The organism is Sphingopyxis sp. PAMC25046 (assembly GCF_004795895.1).
Lineage (GTDB): Bacteria > Pseudomonadota > Alphaproteobacteria > Sphingomonadales > Sphingomonadaceae > Sphingopyxis.
Genome location: NZ_CP039250.1, coordinates 2,161,564 through 2,180,948, shown reverse-complemented (window position 1 = coordinate 2,180,948; position 19,385 = coordinate 2,161,564). Strand labels below are relative to the sequence as shown.

Annotated in this window: 16 protein-coding genes and 1 riboswitch; of the genes, 3 read left to right on the top strand and 13 right to left on the bottom strand. The window is 64.0% G+C overall.

Features of this window, described 5'->3' with window-relative positions; translation table 11 throughout:
- From E5675_RS10200 to E5675_RS10190, 3 genes are read right to left on the bottom strand one after another with little or no spacing between them, the layout of a single operon-like run.
- Nucleotides 1-699, bottom strand: a complete 699-nt coding sequence (locus tag E5675_RS10200) for a putative DNA-binding domain-containing protein (RefSeq protein WP_136174410.1) — start codon at nucleotides 697-699, stop codon at nucleotides 1-3.
- Nucleotides 692-1,555: a DUF692 domain-containing protein gene (locus E5675_RS10195; protein ID WP_247594863.1), complete on the bottom strand. Its 864-nt coding sequence runs from the start codon at nucleotides 1,553-1,555 to the stop codon at nucleotides 692-694. The genes E5675_RS10200 and E5675_RS10195 overlap by 8 nt, the downstream gene beginning before the upstream one ends.
- A gap of 5 nt (nucleotides 1,556-1,560) precedes the next feature.
- Nucleotides 1,561-1,857: a DUF2282 domain-containing protein gene (locus E5675_RS10190; RefSeq protein ID WP_136174409.1), complete on the bottom strand. Its 297-nt coding sequence runs from the start codon at nucleotides 1,855-1,857 to the stop codon at nucleotides 1,561-1,563.
- A gap of 168 nt (nucleotides 1,858-2,025) precedes the next feature.
- On the opposite strand from E5675_RS10190, the gene galE reads away from it, so the two are divergent.
- On the top strand, nucleotides 2,026-3,042 hold the full coding sequence (galE, locus tag E5675_RS10185) for a UDP-glucose 4-epimerase GalE (RefSeq protein WP_136174408.1): 1,017 nt from the start codon (nucleotides 2,026-2,028) through the stop codon (nucleotides 3,040-3,042).
- On the opposite strand, the gene E5675_RS10180 is transcribed toward galE, so the two are convergent.
- From E5675_RS10180 to E5675_RS10155, 6 genes are all read right to left on the bottom strand, one after another.
- Nucleotides 3,039-3,611, bottom strand: coding sequence for a TMEM165/GDT1 family protein (locus tag E5675_RS10180; RefSeq protein ID WP_136174407.1), 573 nt, complete (start codon nucleotides 3,609-3,611; stop codon nucleotides 3,039-3,041). The two genes, galE and E5675_RS10180, sit on opposite strands and share 4 nt — an antisense overlap.
- Before the next feature lie 19 nt (nucleotides 3,612-3,630).
- A riboswitch (yybP-ykoY riboswitch) is annotated at nucleotides 3,631-3,805 on the bottom strand.
- Nucleotides 3,784-3,999: a hypothetical protein gene (locus E5675_RS10175; RefSeq protein WP_136174406.1), complete on the bottom strand. Its 216-nt coding sequence runs from the start codon at nucleotides 3,997-3,999 to the stop codon at nucleotides 3,784-3,786. Its footprint overlaps the riboswitch before it by 22 nt.
- Nucleotides 3,999-8,168: a translocation/assembly module TamB domain-containing protein gene (locus E5675_RS10170; RefSeq protein ID WP_247594862.1), complete on the bottom strand. Its 4,170-nt coding sequence runs from the start codon at nucleotides 8,166-8,168 to the stop codon at nucleotides 3,999-4,001. The genes E5675_RS10175 and E5675_RS10170 overlap by 1 nt, the downstream gene beginning before the upstream one ends.
- A 62-nt stretch (nucleotides 8,169-8,230) precedes the next feature.
- Nucleotides 8,231-10,519, bottom strand: coding sequence for a BamA/TamA family outer membrane protein (locus E5675_RS10165; RefSeq protein WP_136174404.1), 2,289 nt, complete (start codon nucleotides 10,517-10,519; stop codon nucleotides 8,231-8,233).
- Between the two features lie 183 nt (nucleotides 10,520-10,702).
- A complete protein-coding gene (locus tag E5675_RS10160) occupies nucleotides 10,703-11,896 on the bottom strand; it encodes a nucleotide sugar dehydrogenase (protein WP_136174403.1) in 1,194 nt (397 codons plus the stop codon).
- Nucleotides 11,897-11,965: 69 nt separating this feature from the next.
- On the bottom strand, nucleotides 11,966-13,429 hold the full coding sequence (locus E5675_RS10155) for a protein adenylyltransferase SelO (protein WP_136174402.1): 1,464 nt from the start codon (nucleotides 13,427-13,429) through the stop codon (nucleotides 11,966-11,968).
- A 236-nt stretch (nucleotides 13,430-13,665) separates the two neighbouring features.
- On the opposite strand from E5675_RS10155, the gene E5675_RS10150 reads away from it, so the two are divergent.
- Both E5675_RS10150 and E5675_RS10145 read left to right on the top strand, forming a co-directional pair.
- Nucleotides 13,666-14,682, top strand: coding sequence for an NAD-dependent epimerase/dehydratase family protein (locus E5675_RS10150; RefSeq protein WP_136174401.1), 1,017 nt, complete (start codon nucleotides 13,666-13,668; stop codon nucleotides 14,680-14,682).
- Nucleotides 14,682-15,992 carry a nucleotide sugar dehydrogenase gene (locus E5675_RS10145; protein WP_281727864.1) on the top strand — a complete coding sequence of 437 codons (1,311 nt, stop codon included), beginning with the start codon at nucleotides 14,682-14,684 and terminating at the stop codon, nucleotides 15,990-15,992. Before E5675_RS10150 ends, E5675_RS10145 begins: the two co-directional genes overlap by 1 nt.
- Before the next feature lie 44 nt (nucleotides 15,993-16,036).
- On the opposite strand, the gene E5675_RS10140 is transcribed toward E5675_RS10145, so the two are convergent.
- Genes E5675_RS10140 through E5675_RS10125 form a run of 4 tightly spaced genes read right to left on the bottom strand, consistent with a single transcriptional unit; the run spans nucleotide 16,037 to nucleotide 19,384 of the window.
- The gene (locus E5675_RS10140; RefSeq protein WP_136174400.1) at nucleotides 16,037-17,029 is read right to left on the bottom strand and encodes a hypothetical protein; all 993 of its coding nucleotides are present in this window, start codon (nucleotides 17,027-17,029) and stop codon (nucleotides 16,037-16,039) included.
- Between the two features lie 22 nt (nucleotides 17,030-17,051).
- Nucleotides 17,052-17,816 carry a class I SAM-dependent methyltransferase gene (locus tag E5675_RS10135; protein WP_136174399.1) on the bottom strand — a complete coding sequence of 255 codons (765 nt, stop codon included), beginning with the start codon at nucleotides 17,814-17,816 and terminating at the stop codon, nucleotides 17,052-17,054.
- A gap of 15 nt (nucleotides 17,817-17,831) precedes the next feature.
- Nucleotides 17,832-18,971 carry a DegT/DnrJ/EryC1/StrS family aminotransferase gene (locus E5675_RS10130; protein ID WP_210727640.1) on the bottom strand — a complete coding sequence of 380 codons (1,140 nt, stop codon included), beginning with the start codon at nucleotides 18,969-18,971 and terminating at the stop codon, nucleotides 17,832-17,834.
- Nucleotides 18,971-19,384, bottom strand: coding sequence for a hypothetical protein (locus tag E5675_RS10125; protein ID WP_136174397.1), 414 nt, complete (start codon nucleotides 19,382-19,384; stop codon nucleotides 18,971-18,973). The genes E5675_RS10130 and E5675_RS10125 overlap by 1 nt, the downstream gene beginning before the upstream one ends.
- Nucleotide 19,385 lies beyond the last annotated feature (1 nt).

Sequence of the window (19,385 nt, the reverse complement as noted above, 5' to 3'; positions counted from 1 at the left end):
TCAAACCCTTTCGAAAGCCCCGGTCTCGATCAGCGCCGCGATGGCCGCGCCGCCGTCGGGATGCTGTTCGGCGAGATGCGCGATGAGGTTACCGATCGGTGCGATTTCTTGCGCCATGCCGAGCGCCGCCACAGCGACGGGCTCGATCGCGAACAGGCGGACGTCGGCGTCGGGGCGCGTTACGAGCAGCGCCCGCGTATCGGGCGCAAAGGCCGGATCAACCACCGGCGCGGCGTCGCTGGCAAGCACCACGACACGCGTTGCCGGGTGAAGCCGGACCGGAAGGCTTAGTAGGCCGGCTTCGCCGAGGCCGAGCAGTTCGGGCAGCGCCAGCGCGGGTGCATCGGCTGCATGATAGCTTTCGAGCCAGGCCCATTCAACGCGCGCGAGGTCGGCGGCGCGCGGATTGGCGAGCCGTTCGGCAAAGGTCGCGCCGATGTCGTTCAACGACCGGCGTTCCGCCCCGCCTTCTTCGACAAAGCGGTGCGACAGAAGGTTGAATTCCTCGTCGCCCAGATAAGCACGGGTGCGCGGAAACGTCTCTTCGAGCGCGACGAGTCGTGCGTGCGATATGGTGTTGGCGTGAACGCGAAGGCCGCGCAGCACGGCGGCCTCGCCTCCCGCAAACAGGTCGGGCGGCAGATGGGCGGGGCCGCGCAGCAAGGTCGCAGCTATTGCCGCCTGCCCCTGCTCAAGCATAAGCGGGCGCCCGCAGCAGTGCGTCGGCCTTCGCCACCTCCGCGATCAAGGTCGTGTAATCGGGAATTTCGCTATCCCATTCGACCAGCACGGGCCTCGGGCCGGATCGGTCGAGGAATCGGGCCAGCAGGTCCCAGCAACTCGCGCGCACGGGCGACCCATGATCGTCGATCGCGATCGTACCGCCCATATCGTCGTTCTTGACGACATGCCCCGCGACATGAATTTCGCCGACATGGCGCGGGTCGAAGGCGCCCAACCACGCCACCGGATCGAGCCCGAGATTGAAGGCCGAAACCTCGACATTGTTGATATCGAGCAGCAGGCCGCAGCCGCCACGCCGGCAAAGCTCGTGCAGGAAATCGACCTCGTCCCAGTCGTCGCCGGCATAGGCGAGATAGCGCGAGGGATTTTCGATCAGGATCCGCCGGCGCAGCCGGTCCTGCACGCGGCCGACCTCGGCAGTGAAATGATCGAGCGCCGCGTGGCTATAGGGAATCGGCAGCAGGTCCGGAAACTTGTCGTTGGGCCCGTTGCTCCAGCTCAGATGATCGGAAACCATCGCAGGATTATAGCGGCGGCAAAGCGCCGCCAGCGCTTCGAGCTCGCCCTCGTCCGCGCCCAACGCAGATCCCAGCGACAGCCCGACCGAATGGAAACTCAGCGGCAGATGCTCGGCGATCGCGGTCAGCCAGCGGTGCGGCGGCCCGCCCGCGCCGAAGTAATTCTGGGGGTGGACTTCGGCCCAGGCGGGCGCCGTTCCCTGCTCCGCCGCCGCCAGCACATCGGCATAGTGCTGCGGTTTGAGCCCGATGCCGGCGCGTGCGGGCAACGGCGAAGTCAGGGAAACGGTCACGCGCGTCAGCCCTTCTTGGCGACCGGCTTGGCGTTGCCCTTGTGCGCGGTCAGCGTGCCGCCCATCTTGGTGCAGCTGCCGGCAGGGACATGCTTCCAGGCATTGCCCTGATAGTCGACGGTCGAGGTGCCGGCGCAGCTCGTGCCCGGTCCGGCGGCGCAATCATTCTTGCCCTTCAGCGCGACGCCGTAGCATTTTTCCTTGGCGCCCTCAGCGGCGACAGCGGTTCCGCCGATTGCGGTGCCCGCGGCCATGGCGAGGACGGCCGAAGCGGCGAGCGACAGTTTCAGTGCATTGGTCATGATTATCTCCCTTCGAGAAAAATATGTGATGCGGAGGATGGCATCGTCATGGGTTCGCGGGAGAAGGTGCGAAAGTTACGCCGAGGCGCGATGCAATGATTTGGCAGGGTAACTCCGATAGAATAGGCCCGGATCGAACGAGAACGCGCGAATGGAGACAGGCAAGGCATGAATATTCTGCTCACCGGCGGCGCCGGCTATATCGGAAGCCATGTCGCGGTGCCGCTGGTGTCGGCCGGGCACCGCGTCGTCTGCTTCGATAATTTGTCGAACAGCGACCCCGCCGTGATGGACCGACTCGAGGCGATTACCGGCCACGCCGTCCCGCTGATCACCGGCGACATCCGCGACGGCGACGCGCTACGCCGGGTGATGCAGGAACATGCAATCGAGGCCGTGATCCATTTCGCCGGGCTGAAGGCGGTTGGTGAATCGGTCGCCGAGCCCATGAAATATTACGACAACAACGTCCGCGGCACCCTGTCGCTGCTCGAAGCGATGGCCGATTGCGGGGCCAAGACACTCGTCTTCTCGTCGAGTGCGACCGTCTATGGCCAGCCACAATATCTGCCCCTCGACGAGAGCCACCCGACTTCCGCGACCAATCCCTATGGCCGCACCAAGCTGATGATCGAGGAGATGCTCGCCGATGTCGCCGCCGCCGATCCCGAATGGCGCATCGCGATCCTGCGCTATTTCAACCCCGTCGGCGCGCACGACAGCGGGCTGATCGGCGAGAATCCCAACGGCATTCCGAACAATCTCATGCCCTTCGTCAGCCGCGTTGCCGCCGGGCGGCTCGCCGAACTGTCGGTGTTCGGCAACGATTACGACACGCCCGACGGCACAGGTGTGCGCGACTATATCCACGTCGTCGACCTCGCCGAGGGCCATGTTGCGGCGCTGGGCGCCATTGCAAAGAGCGAAGAGCCGCTGTCGATCTGGAACCTTGGGACCGGTCAGGGCTATTCGGTCCTCGATATGGTCGAGGCATTCGAACGCGTGAACGGCGTGAGCATCCCCTATCGCATCGCGCCGCGCCGCGACGGCGATGTCGCAAGCTGTTTCGCCAGCCCCGACCGCGCCGCGCGCGAACTGGGTTGGAAGGCCGAGCGCGGTCTCGACGCGATGTGCACGTCGAGCTGGAATTTCGAACGCACGCTCGCGGGGCGCAACTCGGACTAGCCGAACCAGCCCGCGGTCTGCGCGAGCACCCACAGACCGATCGCTAAAAACAGGCCCGCCGCGACGAGGCGCACCTTCGCGAAATCTACGCGTTTCAGCAGTTCGTTGCCAAGGAAGATCGCCGGCACATTGGCAATCATCATGCCGAGCGTCGTCCCCGCGGTGACCGCGACGACGTCGTGATATTGTGCGCCGAGAGCGATCGTCGCCACCTGCGTCTTGTCGCCCATCTCGACGAGGAAAAAGGCGACAAGCGTGGTCAGGAACGCCCCGAAGCGCGGCTTCGGCGCCTCGTCGTCATCGAATGAGTCGGGGATCAGCGTCCAAGCCGCCATCGCGATGAACGAGATGCCGATCGCATAGCGAAAGACCGGGCTGTCGAGAAAGGCGGCTGCGGACGCGCCGAGCAGCGCCGCGAGCGCATGATTGGCGAGCGTCGCGACCAATATGCCCAATATGATCGGCAGGGGCCTCCTGAAACGCGTCGCGAGCAGTATCGCGAGGAGCTGCGTCTTGTCGCCGATTTCAGCGAGCGCGACGACCGCGGTTGAGGTGAACAGGGCTTCCATGGGTTACTCCGGGGCCGGGCGGCTTGCGATTCCAACGGACATCGAACCCGCCGCCCGGCCCGGACGGAGGTCGATGCCATTGGTCTCGCCCAAGCGGTGCTCCCGCTTCCACCGCACCATGACCTCTCGGCCAAGTATGTTGACGCGGCGGCCCGCCCCGAAGGGCGGCTGGCTACTCCCCAGATGACGGGGGCGGGTTAGCGGGCTTTGCGGGCGCTGACAAGCCCGAAGCCGCGGCCGCTTTTTCGGATTCGGCGATGTCGGCGTCCATCGCCTTGGCGCGCGCTTCGATCTCCTTCGCCGCCTTGTCGTAGCGCGCGTCGAAGTCGGGCTCATCCTTGCATGCGGCGACGAGGAGCAGCGGCACGAGCAGGAAGGCCACGCGCATCAATAATCCTTGCGATAGCGGATGGAGAGGTTCGACTGTCCCGAACCGCCTGCCTGGCTGAGCAGCGATAGCGCGCGCGTCAGGCTGATTTCGAGCTGGGTGGCGGTATAGCCGCGCGCGTCGGTGATCACCTCCAGATAGATGTCCTTGGTGATATATTGCCCCGCGGCGAGCGCGGCGCCGCGCCCGACCGTATCATCGGGCCCGAGCACGCGTAGCCGGTCGATCCCCGTAGCCGACTGGAGCGCACCGAGCGGGCTCAATCCGCCGCCGCCGCTGCTCAGCGTATTGAGTGACGCCGCGAGTTGCACCGCCTGCAGCGGCGACAGCGTCGTGATCGAATCGCCGAACAGGATGCGCGAGACGATCTCGTCCTGCGGCAGGCCGGGAACGCTAGAGAAAGCGACCTGCGGATTGCTCGCGCGCCCGGTCACGCTGACGGTCACCGTCACCGTTTCGATCTCGTCGCTGGCGATCAGGCGGATCGCGGGGTCGAACGCGTCGCCGGTCGGGAAGGTCACCCTCCCCTCCTGAAGCTCGAACGAGCGGCCCGCAAAGCCGAGCGTGCCGCGCACCAGCTCGATTTCGCCGGTCACCTGCGGCGCCTGCGTCGTTCCGCGCAGCACGATGTCGGCGCTCCATTCGGATTCCAGCCCCATGCCGGAAACATAGATTTCGTCGGGCGCCTTCAGCGCGATGTCGAGGCGAATGAGATCGAACAGGCTGCCGCCGACCGCAGCGAGCCCGTCGCCGCTGATCCGCTGGCGTCCCGCAGGCGGTTTGCGCCGCACGCCGGTCAGCACGGGCACCTGCGCCGCGCCCTCGCGCACGATGCGATAGCGCGTTTCGGGAAGGCGCAGGCTGCCCGACAGCAAGGCGGTCTGCCCCGCGACCTTTTCGAGCGTAAGATTGCCCGTCGCGCGCGCGGCGATATTTTCACTGCGGGCAAGGCGAGCGTTGTCGAGCGTCGCCTGGAGGTTCATCGGATAGCCGTCGGCCGACGCGAGGCTGACGAAGCCCTTTGCCGCCACCGTGCCGTCGCCGGCTTTTGCTGTAAGCTGCTCGATTTCCAGCCGGTTGCCCGTGAAGCGGCCGCCCACGACGATGTTCGTCAGCTTGGTGCCGTAAGTCTGGTTCTCATAGGTCATGTCTTTACCGCGCACCACGCCATTGAGGCATGGGTCGGCAACACTGCAGCTGAAATCGGCCGCGACCGCGATCGGCCCTGCAACATGTTGATCGGCGGGACCGAAAAAGGAGTAGAGCGTGTCCGCGGGGCCGTTGTAGCGGATACCGCCGCCGAGCGGCGCCGCCATCAGCCGCTCGGTCCAGCCGCCCGCGCCGGGCCCAAGCGGCCGCAGCGACGTTTGCACCCGCCCGATCACGCTGCCGCGCTTGCGCATCACCGCGCGTGCCTCGCCGCCATCGGCGAGCAGCTTGCCTGCAAAATTGACGTCGACCGGTTGGCTCACCGACGCCGCCGTGGTGCGCGTGAAGCCCGTGATCGTCAGCCGCGCGTCGGCGCGGGGGAAGCTTTCGGAATTCGCCTGCTCGAAATCGAGGCTGCCCGTTGCGCGGCCGCCCAGCCCCATGTCGGGATAGACCGCGTTGAGGATCGCCATATTGACGCGCTCGAGCCGGCTCTGAAGCATGATGCCGTCGCCGAACCGGCCCGCGATGCGCGCGCTGCTGCCCCGGCCGAGATTGACCGTCGTCGGCAGCAATTCATATCCGTCATCCCCAGGAATGATCCGCGCGGGCGAAGTCGTGCGGAAATTGATACCTGTCGCGCGGCCCTGCACCGATGCGCGCCAGAGTTCGGGCGTCAGGTCGGCATTCGCGGCAATGCGGAAGGGGACGCCGCTGGTGCCTTCGACGAGCGCCTGCGCCTTGCCGCTGCCGTTGCGATAGTCGATCTTCACCCGTCCGACGGCGATGTCATAGTCGCGGATCTGCGTATCGGCGATCTGGATGTCGGCGACGATATGCGGCTGGTCATAGAGGGTCACATCGGCATCGACGATCGCTGAACCAATCGCGAGATTGGCGGCCCCGGGAAGCACGACATCATTCGCGCGGACGTTGATCGCCGCCGCTTGATACTCGCCCGCGGCGCTCAGCCGGACGAGTCCGCCCAGCCCCTGTCCCGATGCGTTGAGCTGCCCAGTGAACGGCCCGGCCTCGCTCTGCACGAGCCGGCCGTTGAACCCGATGCCCGCGAGATCGCCGCGTTCGACGTCGATCGTTAGCGGGCCCGTCGCCATGAGCAGCACGACGTCGGCCGACAGCGGTCCATAGTCGGTCTCGCCGGTCGCCGCGAGGCGATAGCCGTTCGGCGCGCCGTTGATCTTTGCCACGAGGTTGGCAAGCCCGATGCCGAGGCCCGGGCGGTCGGCGGTGACCACCGCGCGCGGATCGCTGATCGTTCCGGCCAGCTGGACGCCGATCGGGCCGTAGTCGGTCGAATTCGCGCGCGCGGTCAGCCGGATCTGACCGTTCGGCGCATAGCTCCCCTGCCCGCCAGTGATGCGCAGGCGCGGCGCGGTCAGGCGGAGGCCCGAGAAGCGGATGACGCCATCGGTGCCATAGCGCACCGCGCTCGACGCGGTCGCATTGCCGCCGAGGAAATCGCGGACCCCCGAGTTGAACAGCCGCGTCGAACGTGCCCGGACATTGCCGACGATCTCGAACCCGCCGCGCGGCGCGGTCTTGAGGTCGGCGTCGGTGTCGATGTCGAAGATGCCGACGCTTTCGATGCGATAATCGTTGATCCGCCCGTCGATCGCGCCGGTGTAGAAGCCCTTGTTCAGATCGGCGATGATGATTGCCTTGGCATCGATACGCGGCGAGCGCAGGCGCAGATTGTCGCTGAGGATGCGGCCGTCGGCATAGGCGAGGTCGCCATCGAGCCGCACTTGCACCAACGTCCCGCCCGCGACGGTGTCGAGCCCGCGAATGTGCGCGGCACGGCCCGCGACCGGAATCACGATCTGGTCGGCATCGACGCGCGCCTTGCCCGCGAGGCTCAGCCGCTCGACGATGATGTCGTTGACCGCGAGGCGGCTCGCATTCGCCTGGTAATCGACCGTCGGCAGCGCGAATTCGCCGTCGAGCGTCGCCGTCGCGCGTAGGCCGCTGGCGCGCACCGCGGGCGCGATCGCGCCCGGCTTCAATATATTGGCCGCGAGCTGCAATTCCTCGAAGCGGTTGGTACCGAGGTCGAGCCCGCCGCTGATCCCGAGCTGCGCGGCGTCCGAGGAGAGCCGGCCGTCGACCGCGGCCTTGCGCTCCTGCAGCCGGGCAGTGAGGTCAATCGCGGTTTCAGTGCCCAGCAATTCGGCCGTCGGCCCGGTCAGCAGCCGCGATGCCTGTGCCGTGCCTTTGGCGGCAAAGGTGCCGTCGCGCGCAGTCAACGCAACGCGCGCGAGCGGCGCGGTGCCGAGATTCGCGGTAAGATTGCCGTTCCACACCTTCCAGTCGCCGCGCCCAGCAAGCTTCGCCGTCAGCGGTTCCTCGAACCCGCCCATCGCCGCGAGCACGCCGCCTTGCGGCGCGGTGAGGTCGAGCGCGACCGTGAGCCGGTTCGCTTCGGGTACTGCATCGAGGACGAGCTTCAGCGCGTCGCCCCGCCCGCCGCCGCCGCTGATCGTTTCGGCATTGGCGCTGACCTGCGCGCGGCGATCGGCGATCGCGACCTTGCCGCTTAGCGCCGCCACCTGTCGCTCACCGGCCACGGCCGGCTCGAAGACAAAGCGGTCGACGCGGAGCAGCCCGACGTCGATGTCGAGATCGGGCAGAAGCGGGTCGCCGGTATCGGGCACCGCTTTGAACGCCGGAACCTTCTCCATCACCAGCGTCTGTGCCGTCGCCGATCGGATATCGACATGGTTCGCGAGATAGCGGATCGGCCGCCAGTCAACGCGAAGCTCGGGCGATCGCAGGAAGACGCCCTTCGGATCGGAGAGCGTGAAATCGCGGACGATCATCTGGCCATAGAGCGAGCCGTCGAGCCGGCCGATGCCGATCTTCATCCCGTTTTCGAATTCATATTTCTCGATCTGGGTGACGACAAAGCGCCGACCGGCATCGCTGTTGAGCCCGATCAGGAACAACGCGAAGAGCAGGACGAGCCCGAGCAGCCCGAGCCCGGTCCAGCGCAGGACCGCCATCGGCCACGACCGCGGCTTTGCTGGGGCCGAGTCATCAGTAGCGAGAGGCGCCTCCTCGGTCATCAGAAGGCCTGCCCGATCGAGACATAGACGCTGACGCGCGCTTCGCCCGGCTTGCGCCCGATTGGCGTCGCGATATCAAAGCGCATCGGGCCGAAATTGGTGTAATAGCGCGCACCGATCCCGGCGCCGAAGCGCAGGTTCTGGAAAGTCGGTGCCGACGAGCGATAAACCTGTCCCGCATCGACGAAACCGACGACACCGAAATTGCCGAAGCGATAGCGCGCCTCGAACGCCGCCTCGTTCACGCTGCGGCCGCCGATCGGATCGTTGTTGGGGTCTTTGGGGCCCAGCTCCTGAAAGCCGAAACCGCGCACCGATCCGCCGCCGCCGGCATAAAAGCGTCGCGACGGTGCCAACCGCTCGCGCGCCGCGCCAACGATCGATCCGACACGCACACGGCCCGCAAGCACGATGCTGTCGGTCACGGGATAATAGCCGCTGATGTCGGTGCGCAGCCGCGCATAGGGCGAAAAGCGCCCGGCGAGCGAGCCCTCGGGCTGGATCAGGCTGGTGATGCGAAAGCCCTTGGTCGGATCGAGCAGGCTGTCGGTCCGGTCCATCCCGACCTGTCCGGTCAGCCCCAGGATCGTGTAGAAGTCGTAGGACCGCTCGCCCGTCGCGAAATCATAATCATCCTCACGCGTCGCGATCAGTTCGACACCATAAGCATAGGTGAATTTCTTCTGCCAGATCGGCGTCGAATCATAGCTGACGCGGGCGCCGACGCGACCCGTGATCGCATTGAACGCGTCATAGGTGCTGCGCGTGACCTCGGTGACGAGCTCAAGGGTGCGGTCGCGGCGTCCGGCGTTCGAGCGGCGCAGCGTCGCGCCGACCCCCTGCTCCTGCGTTCCGAGCACGCCGCGGAAGGTCAGCGCGCCCTCGGGCGGCAGCAGGTTGCGGTGCGTCCAGCTGCCCTCCAGCCGGATCCCCTCGCCCGTGCCATAGCCCGCACTGGCGGCGAGCGTGCGCGGCGGGCCGGCCTGTTGGGTAACGAGCATAGTCACATATTCGGTATCGTCGCCCGCGCTTTCGCCGGTCGGTTGCGGTTCGGCGGCGACGGTCGCGAACAGGCCCGTCGCGACGAGCGCCTGGCGCAGATCGTCGACCATCCGGCTGTCGTAGAGGTCGCCGCGCTTGAAGCGCGCGAGCACCTCGACATGTTCGGCATTGAAGGCGAGATCGCCGGTGGTCTCGATCCCGCCGAAGCGCGAGCGTTTGCCGATGTCGACGGGCAGCGTGTAGACGCCGTCGCCGGTCGCGCCGTCGAGCAATATATCGCGCTGCCCGACCTTGGCGAAAGGATAGCCTTCCTCAGGTAGCTTGAGCGCGATCGCCGCCTCGGCGCCCTGGATGCGCTGCGCGACGATCGGCTCGCCGACGCTCAGCGGGAAATTATCGGCGATCAGATTGGGCGGGATCGTTGGGTCGGCATCGATGATGATGTCGGCCAAAGTATAGCGTTTGCCGGGCTTCACATCGATGACCGCGGTGGTCGACCGGCGCCGGCGTTCCTGCCCCTCCTCGCGCGGCCCGCGGTCGATCCGCGTATCGACGATGGCGTCATAATAGCCTTCGGACGCCAGGATGCGCTGCATCAGCTCGCCGTCGGCGGAGAGGCGCGCACGGATCATCGCCGCATTGTCGGCCTTGCCGTCGCCGTCGTAGAGCGCCGAAAGGTCGCCGAACAGGTCGGCGAGGTCGACATCGGTGCTGTCGTCGGCATCGCTCAGCCCGTTGACCTGCACCGTATAGGCGATCTCGACGTTGTCACTGTCGGCTTCGGGCTCGGCGAACTGGACCGGCTCGACGTTAAAATTTTCGAGCGGCGGCAGCGGCGCGGCAAGCTCGCTGTCGCTGATCGGCGCGTCGCCGATCGCCTCCACGGCGTCGCCGTCGGCCAGCGCCGGAACCGGCACGCCGTCCACCTGAGGCGGTTGGGTTTCCGCACTCGCTGCCTCCGCATCGTCGACGCCCTCCGCCGCGCCCTTGGCCGCTTCGGCCGCCAGGCGCCGCTCGAATTCGGCGATCGATTCGATCGGTCGGTCGAGTTCGGCGTCATCTTCGGCGCGGATGGGCGGGATCGATTTTTCGAACTCCTCATCCTCGATGATCGGCTCGACGGCGGGCAGTTGCGCTTCGGGCGGCGGTGACGACGGGGCAGCGATCTCGGCCGAATCGGCGTCAAGCGTCGGCACCACCTTCGGCGGCGGGACATCCTGCGCCTGCGCGGCGCCCGCCCAGGAGAGACCGATGAGTGAAGTGGCGCCGATCAGCAGCCGGCGCATGCGTGGGTGCGGCCGCCAACATGATCTGCGAAAAATTTCAGATTGTTTCATCTGCTGGCCACCGGTGCATGCTTGTGGCTCGCAAGATATGGCTGTGCAACCCGTTTCTCCCCTAATTGCAAGCTAACTCGCCGAGATCGGGACAGTTCCCGGCGATGCGGCGAGTTGCGTCAGGGGAAACAATCAGGAATCGGCGCCGAACAGGTCGCGGCTGTAAACCTTGTCCGCGACGTCGGCGAGATCATCGGTCACGCGGTTCGCGATGATGACGTCGGCTTCGGCCTTGAAGGCACCCAGGTCACGGATCACGCGCGAATTGAACAGCCGATCCTCCTCGATCAGCGGTTCATATACGATCACCTCGATCCCTTTCGCCTTGACGCGCTTCATCACGCCCAGAATGCTGCTGGCGCGAAAATTGTCCGACCCCGCCTTCATCGCGAGCCGATGGATGCCGACGATGCGGGGCCCGCGCTTGATCACTTCGGCCGCGACGAAATCCTTGCGCGTCGTGTTCGACGACACGATCGCCTGGATCAGATTCTGCGGCACATCTTTGTAGTTGGCGAGCATCTGCTTCGTATCCTTGGGCAGGCAATAGCCGCCATAGCCGAAGGAAGGATTGTTATAGAAACTGCCGATCCGCGGATCGAGGCACACGCCCTCGATCACTTGGCGCGAGTCGACACCGTGCGCGGCGGCATAGGTGTCGAGTTCGTTGAAGAAGGCGACGCGCATCGCAAGATATGTGTTGGCGAACAGCTTGATCGCCTCGGCCTCGGTATTGCCTGTCTGTAGGATCGCGGCATCGGGCTTCAGCGATCCTTCGAGCAGCAGCCGCGCGAAGTCGGCCGCGCGCGGATGCGTGTTGCCGACGATGATCCGCGAGGGATAGAGATTGTCGTGAAGCGCGCGCCCTTCGCGCAGGAACTCGGGCGAAAAGACGATCGCATCGGTGCCGAGTTCGGCGCGCATCCGTTCGGTGAAACCGACGGGCACGGTAGATTTGACAATGATCAGCGCGTCGGGCGCCATGACCATCGCGTCGGCGAGGACGCTTTCGACCGTGCTTGTGTTGAAATAATTGGTGTCGGGATCATAATCGGTCGGCGTTGCGACCACGACGAAATTCGCGCCGGTATAAGCTGCGTCGCGGTCGGTCGTCGCGACGAGGTTCAGCGGCCGGTTCGCCAGATAATCCTCGATCTCCACGTCGGCGATCGGCGACTGCTTCGCATTGAGCTGTTCAACCTTGCGAACATCGATGTCGAGCGCAACGACCTCGTTATGCTGCGCCAGCAAGATGGCATTGGAAATGCCGACATAGCCCGTGCCGACGACGGCGATCTTGACGGGCGAAACAGATGCAGGGGCCAATGATTTATCCTCTGGGTGGTGCGGCGCCGTCCCTAGCAACTGCGATGCACCGGCTCAACCGCAGCCGCCTCAAGTGCCGCAGAAGGTCTTGTAGGGCCCAGCATCGGCCGGCGCGGGAAGCGTGAAGCGTTCGAGTCCCGGACGAACTTCATAAGGATGGCGCACGACGCCGAGCAACTGAAGCCACGGCGCAAGATCGCCGGCCTCGGCCGCCTCCAGCGCTTCCTCGACCAGATGGTTGCGCGGGATATAGAGCGGGTTCACCGCGTCCATTGCGTCGGCATGGTCGATCGGCCCCGCGCTGTCTTGCGCGATCCGGTCCCACCACGCGGCGATCCACGGCGCCATCGCATTGGCGTTCGGCAGCAGGCTCTCGAGCATCGCACCGTCGCCGCGCAGCAGCATGGCGAGCGCGCGGAAGAAGGCGGTGAAATCGATGCTGTGGGTTTCGAGCTCGTCGAACAGGCTGTCGATTAGCTCGCCGTCGTCGCCTCCCTCGCCGTTCAGCCCCAGTTTCTGCCTGACCTTCGCATGCCAGCTGGTGCGGAACCGGCCGGGTATCGCATCGACGATCGCCTTCGCCGCCTCCACATCCTCCGGTGACACGCGGTGGATCGCCGGCAGCAGCGCCTCGGCAAAGCGCGCCATGTTCCAGTGCATGATCTGCGGCTGGCGGCCATAGGCATAGCGGCCATGGGCGTCGATCGAGCTGAACACGGTGTTCACCGCAAAGCGGTCCATGAACGCGCAGGGTCCGTAATCGATCGTCTCGCCGCTGATCGCGACATTGTCGGTGTTCATCACGCCGTGGATGAAACCCACTCCGAGCCAGTGGGCAATCAATTCGCATTGCAGGCCGGCAACGCGGTCGAGCAGCGCGAGATGCGGGTTGTCGGCGACTGCAAGCTCCGGAAAATGGCGCCTGACGCTGTAATCCGACAATTGCGCGACATGCTCGGCGCCGAAATGTGCGGCAAAGAACTGGAAGGTGCCGACGCGGATATGGCTGCTCGCGACGCGGGTAAGCACCGCGCCCGGATGCGCGCGTTCGCGCTGGACCCGGTCGCCGGTCGCGACCGCCGCGAGCGCGCGCGTCGTCGGCACGCCCATCGCCGCCATCGCCTCGGACACGAGGAATTCGCGCAGTACGGGGCCGATCGCTGCCTTGCCGTCGCCGTTGCGCGAGAAAGCGGTCGGTCCTGATCCCTTGAGCTGGATGTCGAAGCGCGCGCCGTCGGGCGCGACGATTTCGCCGAGCAGCAGCGCGCGCCCGTCGCCAAGCTGCGGTGAGAAATGGCCGAACTGATGCCCGGCATAGGCGAGCGCGAGCGGGTTTGCGCCTTCGGGCGTCTCTTCACCCGAAAAGATGCGCGCCAGCCGATCGTCCGAAGCACCCCCGATATCGATCCCGAGCCGCCCGGCGAGCGCATGATTGAACAGGAGCAACTTGGGCGCGGAAGGCTTGACGGATTCCGCGGGCGCGTAGAAGCCTTCCATGGAATCGTGGAAACTATTCTCGAACGCGAAATCCATAGCGTCTATGTCGAGCGTTGACGTCATGAATGCAAGTGGTCCGGCTCTCTCCTGCTCCCGCTCCACTCATGTCGTGCGCCAACGCGCTGCTCCTCGCGCGGAAAACCCCCTTCATCGCAGCAAAGTCCCGGCTGTCTCGTCCGGGCGAGATTGGCCATGGCGATTGCGCGCCGCCTGTCCTATGGCGCACCGGCGCGCCTCCAGGCGACCATGTCCAGATTCGGTAGAATGGAATTATGAAGAAGATATTCGTCACGGGCAGTGCCGGCTTCATCGGCTTTCACCTCTGCAAGCTGCTGTTGGACGAAGGTTTTGAAGTATTCGGCCTCGATGCCATGACCGACTATTACGACGTACGGATCAAGATCGAGCGCCACCGCATGCTGACGTCGCGCTCCAATCGCTTCACCGCACGGGAATTTCGCCTGGAAGAGGCCGACGAGCTAATGTCCTATGTCCGCTCGGTCCAGCCGGACGCCATCGTTCATCTCGCGGCGCAAGCCGGCGTTCGGTACAGCCTCGAAAATCCGCGCGCGTATATCGACACGAATATCGTCGGCACATTCAACATCATGGAATGCGCACGCGAACTCGGGATCGGCCACCTGCTCATGGCTTCGACCTCGTCGGTCTATGGCGCAAATGAGGAAATGCCTTTCGACGAGCGGCAGAAGACCGACACACCTCTCACCATCTACGCGGCAACCAAAAAGGCCAATGAAGCGATGGCGCACAGCTATGCGCATCTTTGGGACCTGCCGACGACGATGTTTCGTTTCTTTACGGTCTATGGCCCCTGGGGCCGACCGGACATGGCACTCTTCAAATTTACGAAGGGCATTATCGATGGGACCCCGATCGATATCTACAATCACGGCGACATGTGGCGCGACTTTACCTATGTCGAAGATCTGGTACGCGGAATCCGGCTCCTGATCGACGCGGTTCCTCCCGGGATCGCTGATCGCGGCGAACCGATCCCTGGCGACAATCTGTCGCCCGCGGCGCCGTTTCGCATCGTCAACATCGGCAATTCGGACAAGGTCCGTTTGCTCGACTTCGTCGAAGCGATCGAAGATGAGATCGGGGTGAAAGCGCTTCGAAACTATATGGACATGCAAACGGGTGACGTGCCGGCAACATGGGCCGACGCGTCGCTGCTCGAGGCTTTGACCGGATATGCGCCGCGTACCGACTTTCGCACCGGGGTGCGAAATTTCGTCGCCTGGTACCGGGAATATTACGGAGTTTGATGATGACCGACGTGAATAGCGCCGATGCCGCGGCGGCGTCCTATGACGATGCCGTCGTTGCGATTATCGGCCTCGGCTATGTCGGCCTGCCCCTCGCAGTCGAATTCGGGAAGCAGCGCCGCGTCGTCGGCTTCGATATCGACGCGCGGCGCATCGAAGAGCTGCAGGCGGGCCATGACCGGACGTTGGAAGTCGAAGGCGCCGAACTGGCCGAAGCGGAAAAGCTCGTCTTTGCACACGATCCCGAAGCGTTGCGCGAATGCCGTATCTTCATCGTGACCGTGCCCACCCCGATCGACGCGCACAAACGCCCAGACCTGACCGCTTTGAAGCGCGCTTCCGAAATGGTCGGGCGAGTGATGCCCGCGGGCGCACTCGTCATTTACGAGAGCACCGTCTATCCCGGCGCGACCGAAGAAGATTGCGTGCCTGTGCTCGAAAATGTTTCGAGCATGCGGTTCAACAAGGACTTTTTCGCAGGCTACAGCCCCGAACGCATCAATCCTGGCGACAAGGCGCACCGGCTGCCGACGATAACCAAGGTCACCTCGGGTTCGACCCCGGCGATCGCCGAAGAGGTCGACCGGCTCTATCGCGCGATCGTGACTGCCGGCACGCATAAAGCGCCCTCGATCCGCGTCGCCGAAGCGGCAAAGGTCATCGAGAACACACAGCGCGATCTCAATATCGCACTGATCAATGAACTCGCGCTTATCTTTGCTCGCATGGGCATCGACACGCTCGACGTGCTGGAAGCGGCGGGCACGAAGTGGAACTTCTTGCCCTTCCGCCCCGGACTGGTCGGCGGCCACTGCATCGGGGTCGACCCCTATTATTTGACGCACAAGGCGCAGGCGGTCGGCTATCATCCCGAGGTCGTGCTTGCGGGCCGGCGAATCAACGATGCGATGGGCCATTATGTGGCGAACCGGCTGGTACGCGAGATGATTGTTCGCGACATCGCGATCAAGGGCGCACGCGTGCTCGTCCTCGGCCTGACGTTCAAGGAAAACTGCCCCGACCTTCGTAATACGCGCGTTGTCGACATCGTCGCTGAACTGGAAGGCTATGGCATGACGGTCGATAGTCACGATCCGTGGGCCTCGGCCGACGAAGCCCGGCATGAATATGATATCGAACTCGTGGAGCCCGCCGAAGCGGCCTATGATGCGCTCGTCCTTGCGGTCGCGCACGACGAATATCGCGACATGGGCCTGCCGGGCATCCTGAAATTCGCCAAATCCGAATCCGCCCCCGTTTTCGACCTCAAGGGGATATTGGACGATCGCACCTCGACAATTCGCCTGTAGCCTGCCCAAGCGGGGCGCTGTCGGCACCGCACCCTTTGTGACCTTTACCAGGTTCCGCTGAAAAACAGCCGCGGCAGGTTGATCACATAGGGCAGGATCACAGCGCTGCTCAGCACCAGAACGGCGCCGCGATCGAATATGTCGCTTTCGCCATCGCGTCGCGATACCGACCATTCATAGGCGAGCACGACAAGTGCGCCCATGATAAGAAAGCGGTTGAACGTCGGCAGAATGAACGCCGAAACGAGAAACATCGAGGCGAAGGCCACAACATAAAGCGGAATATATCGCAGGCTCTTCGTCGGGGCCCGTACGAACAGGTAAGCGGCGGCAAAGATTGCGACGCCGAAATTCTTCAGGCCGCGCGAAGCTTCGGTAAGATCGATGTCGACCCGCGACCCGAGCACCGAACTTTCGAAGAAAATGACGACGCATGCAGCGGAAATCGCCAGGAGGGCCAGCCGGCGGCGATAAGCAAGTATGCCGGAAAGCAGCATCGAAATATGAATGCAGGTCAGGACCAGCGTCATTCGGCCCGCCTTGAACAGGCTCACTTCGCTGCGACACAGGAAATAGTAGAAATAAATAAGCGCGGAACAATAACGAAGGGACGATGTATCCAGCGTCAATACGAATGCGCAGAGGATCAGAAAAGAATAGTCGTTTCGGCGAACCCGGAAAGACATGATCATCCCGGCGATCTGAATAGCGCTTTCCACGAGGAGCCACAGCCTGAAATCGCGAAGCAAAAGGATCAGACCCGAATGCAGAGGCTCCAATTTTGTCAGGAAGAATATCTCGCTATCATTTACGAACGACAGCATATACACGTATGAATAATAATTCATCGTGTCGGAATTGTAGTCGAAACCCCTGAAGCCCCCGGCCGCGATCAGCGCAACGGTGATGACCAAGGCGATCAAGCTCATCGGCAGCTTGCGGAATACCACCCAGCCGACGAGCGCCGCCAGAAAGGCACTCCCCGCATAGATTTCCAGCCAGAGCAGGTCTTCGCCGAATATTTCCCAGGCAAGCACCGGCCGAACGCCTCGTCAGACCTCAGACCGCAACGGCTGAGCAGAAAATATTCCAGCTGTCGTCGTTCGGTTCGCCGCCCGCCGGAAAGCTGCGGATGACCGGCGGCCCGAACCCGGCGACCTCGAGCAACAACTCCAGTTCCTGCGGGAAGAAATAGCGCATGTCATGGGTTTCTTCGGCATGGCCCAAATAGCGATCGCCGTCCACCGTCCACAATTTGAATGTGACATGCGCCAGATGCCGAAAGCTGTCGATCGCCGTCGAGGCCGACCGGATCGTCTGCCCTTTCGCGCCTTCGACCACGCGGACGCGGTCCTCGGGCCGCACGCCGAGCACGGCAGGGCCATACCAGCAATCGAAAGCAAAGAGGCCGCCGGTACGCAAATGACAACGCACATTCCGCAGCGCGGCCAGCACTGCTTCGTTGCTGTTCATATAGCCGAGCACCGCGAACATCATCGTCGCGACGTCGAATGGCCCCTCCGCCTGAAAATTCCGTGCGTCGCCGACCAGAAAGTCGAGCTGCGCTTTTTCCGGAAGCGTCCGCGCCTTTTCTTCGGCGAGCGCGATCATCGACGGCGACATGTCGACGCCGACGCAGGAAATCCCGCGCCGCGCCCATTCGAGGCTGTGCCCCCCGGTGCCGCAGCCGATATCGAGGACACGGCCCATCGCGACGCCGTTGTTTCTCGCGGCCGCAGCCACGAGATCGCATTCCGCGACATAATCCTTGTCGCCATACATCGCATCATATTGGTTGGCGTAAGAGGTGTCGAAGACGGTCATGTCGCGGGGCTTTCGTTAGCTCAGAATCTTGCGGACGGCAGCGCAGACATGATCCATCTGCTCGGCGGTGATCGCCAGCCCGGACGGTATGTACAAGCCCTTGCGGGCAATCCGTTCGGTCACGGGATAGGTTTCGCCCAGGAACAGGCCCATGTCGTGGAACACCGGTTGTTCGTGCATGCCGAGGAAGAAAGGACGCGATTCGACACCCTCCGCCTTCAAAGCGGCGGCGAAGCTTGCCGCGTCCAGCGGATGGTCGTCGTCAAGAAGCAACGGATAGACCCAGAAAACACTACGCCCCCAATTTTCTTCCATCGGCAGCTGAACGCCCGGCAGGTCGCCAAGGCGCGCGGTATATTCGGCGGCGATCGCGCGCTTGCGCTCGACGATGTCCTCGATGCGCTTCACCTGGTTGACGCCGACCGCGGCCTGCATATTGGTCAGCCGGAATTGATGGCCCAGTTCGGTATGCAAAAAACGCCGGTCGGGACGAAAACAGAGGTTGCGCAGGTCGCGGCAGCGTTTGGCAAGGTGATCGTCGCTGGTAATCAGCATCCCGCCTTCGCCGGTCGTGATCAGCTTGTTGGCGAAAAAGCTGAACGTCGCGATATGCCCCATGCCGCCGCAGACCCGCCAGGTCGCGCTGTCGGTATCGCGGCCCGACAAATAGCGGGCGCCATGGACTTCGGCCGCGTCCTCGATGATCGCCAGGCCGTGTTTCTCGGCCAGCGCGAGGACGGGATCCATATCGACCGGATGGCCGAACATATGGACGACCATGATCGCCTTGGTCGCCGGCGTGATCTTGGCCTCGATCTCATCGGTCCGCATGTTGAAAGTGCGCGGGCAGCAATCGACGAGAACGGGTTTCGCGCCGACGCGCACCGCCGCGAGAGCGCAACTGATAATCGTATAGCTGGGCATGATGACTTCGTCGTCCTGCCCGATGCCCAACGCTTCGACCGCGACCTGCAACGCCACGGTGCCGTTGGCGACGGCAATGCCATGAGACTGGCCGCAATAATCGGCCCATCCCTGCTCGAACTCGTCGACATAGCGCCCGGCGGATGAAATCCATCCGCTGCGGAAAGCTTCCTCGAGAGGTTTGAAGTCCTCGTCGGTCAGCAGCGGTTCGTTAACCGGCACCCACGTCATCAAAATCGTTCCTTGTCTTTGTTGCCGGCATAGGGGCCCTGCTTCACTTCGAACAGGACCGTGTCCTCATAGAGATGAAAGCCGTGCCCCCCGCCGAGCAGCAGAATGATCGCGCCCTCTTCGAGATCGCGCTCCGCGACAAAATTCCGCCCGCTGTCGTAGATGGTGACCCGGCATCGCCCCTTGCGAACCACGATACACTCGTTCGTGCCCTCTACCTGCCGGGTGATCGGAAGGTGGACGTGCGCCGGAATGTCTTGCCCCGCGCCATAAACGATCATCCCCATCTGCAGGCTGAAATCGCCCGGCGTCATGAAGGTCGTTTCGGACGGCAGCCAGTGCGGGTCGACGATATAGGCGAGCGGGACGCCCGCATCGTTCGCAATGATTTCGACAGGCGAAGACTGACTCATC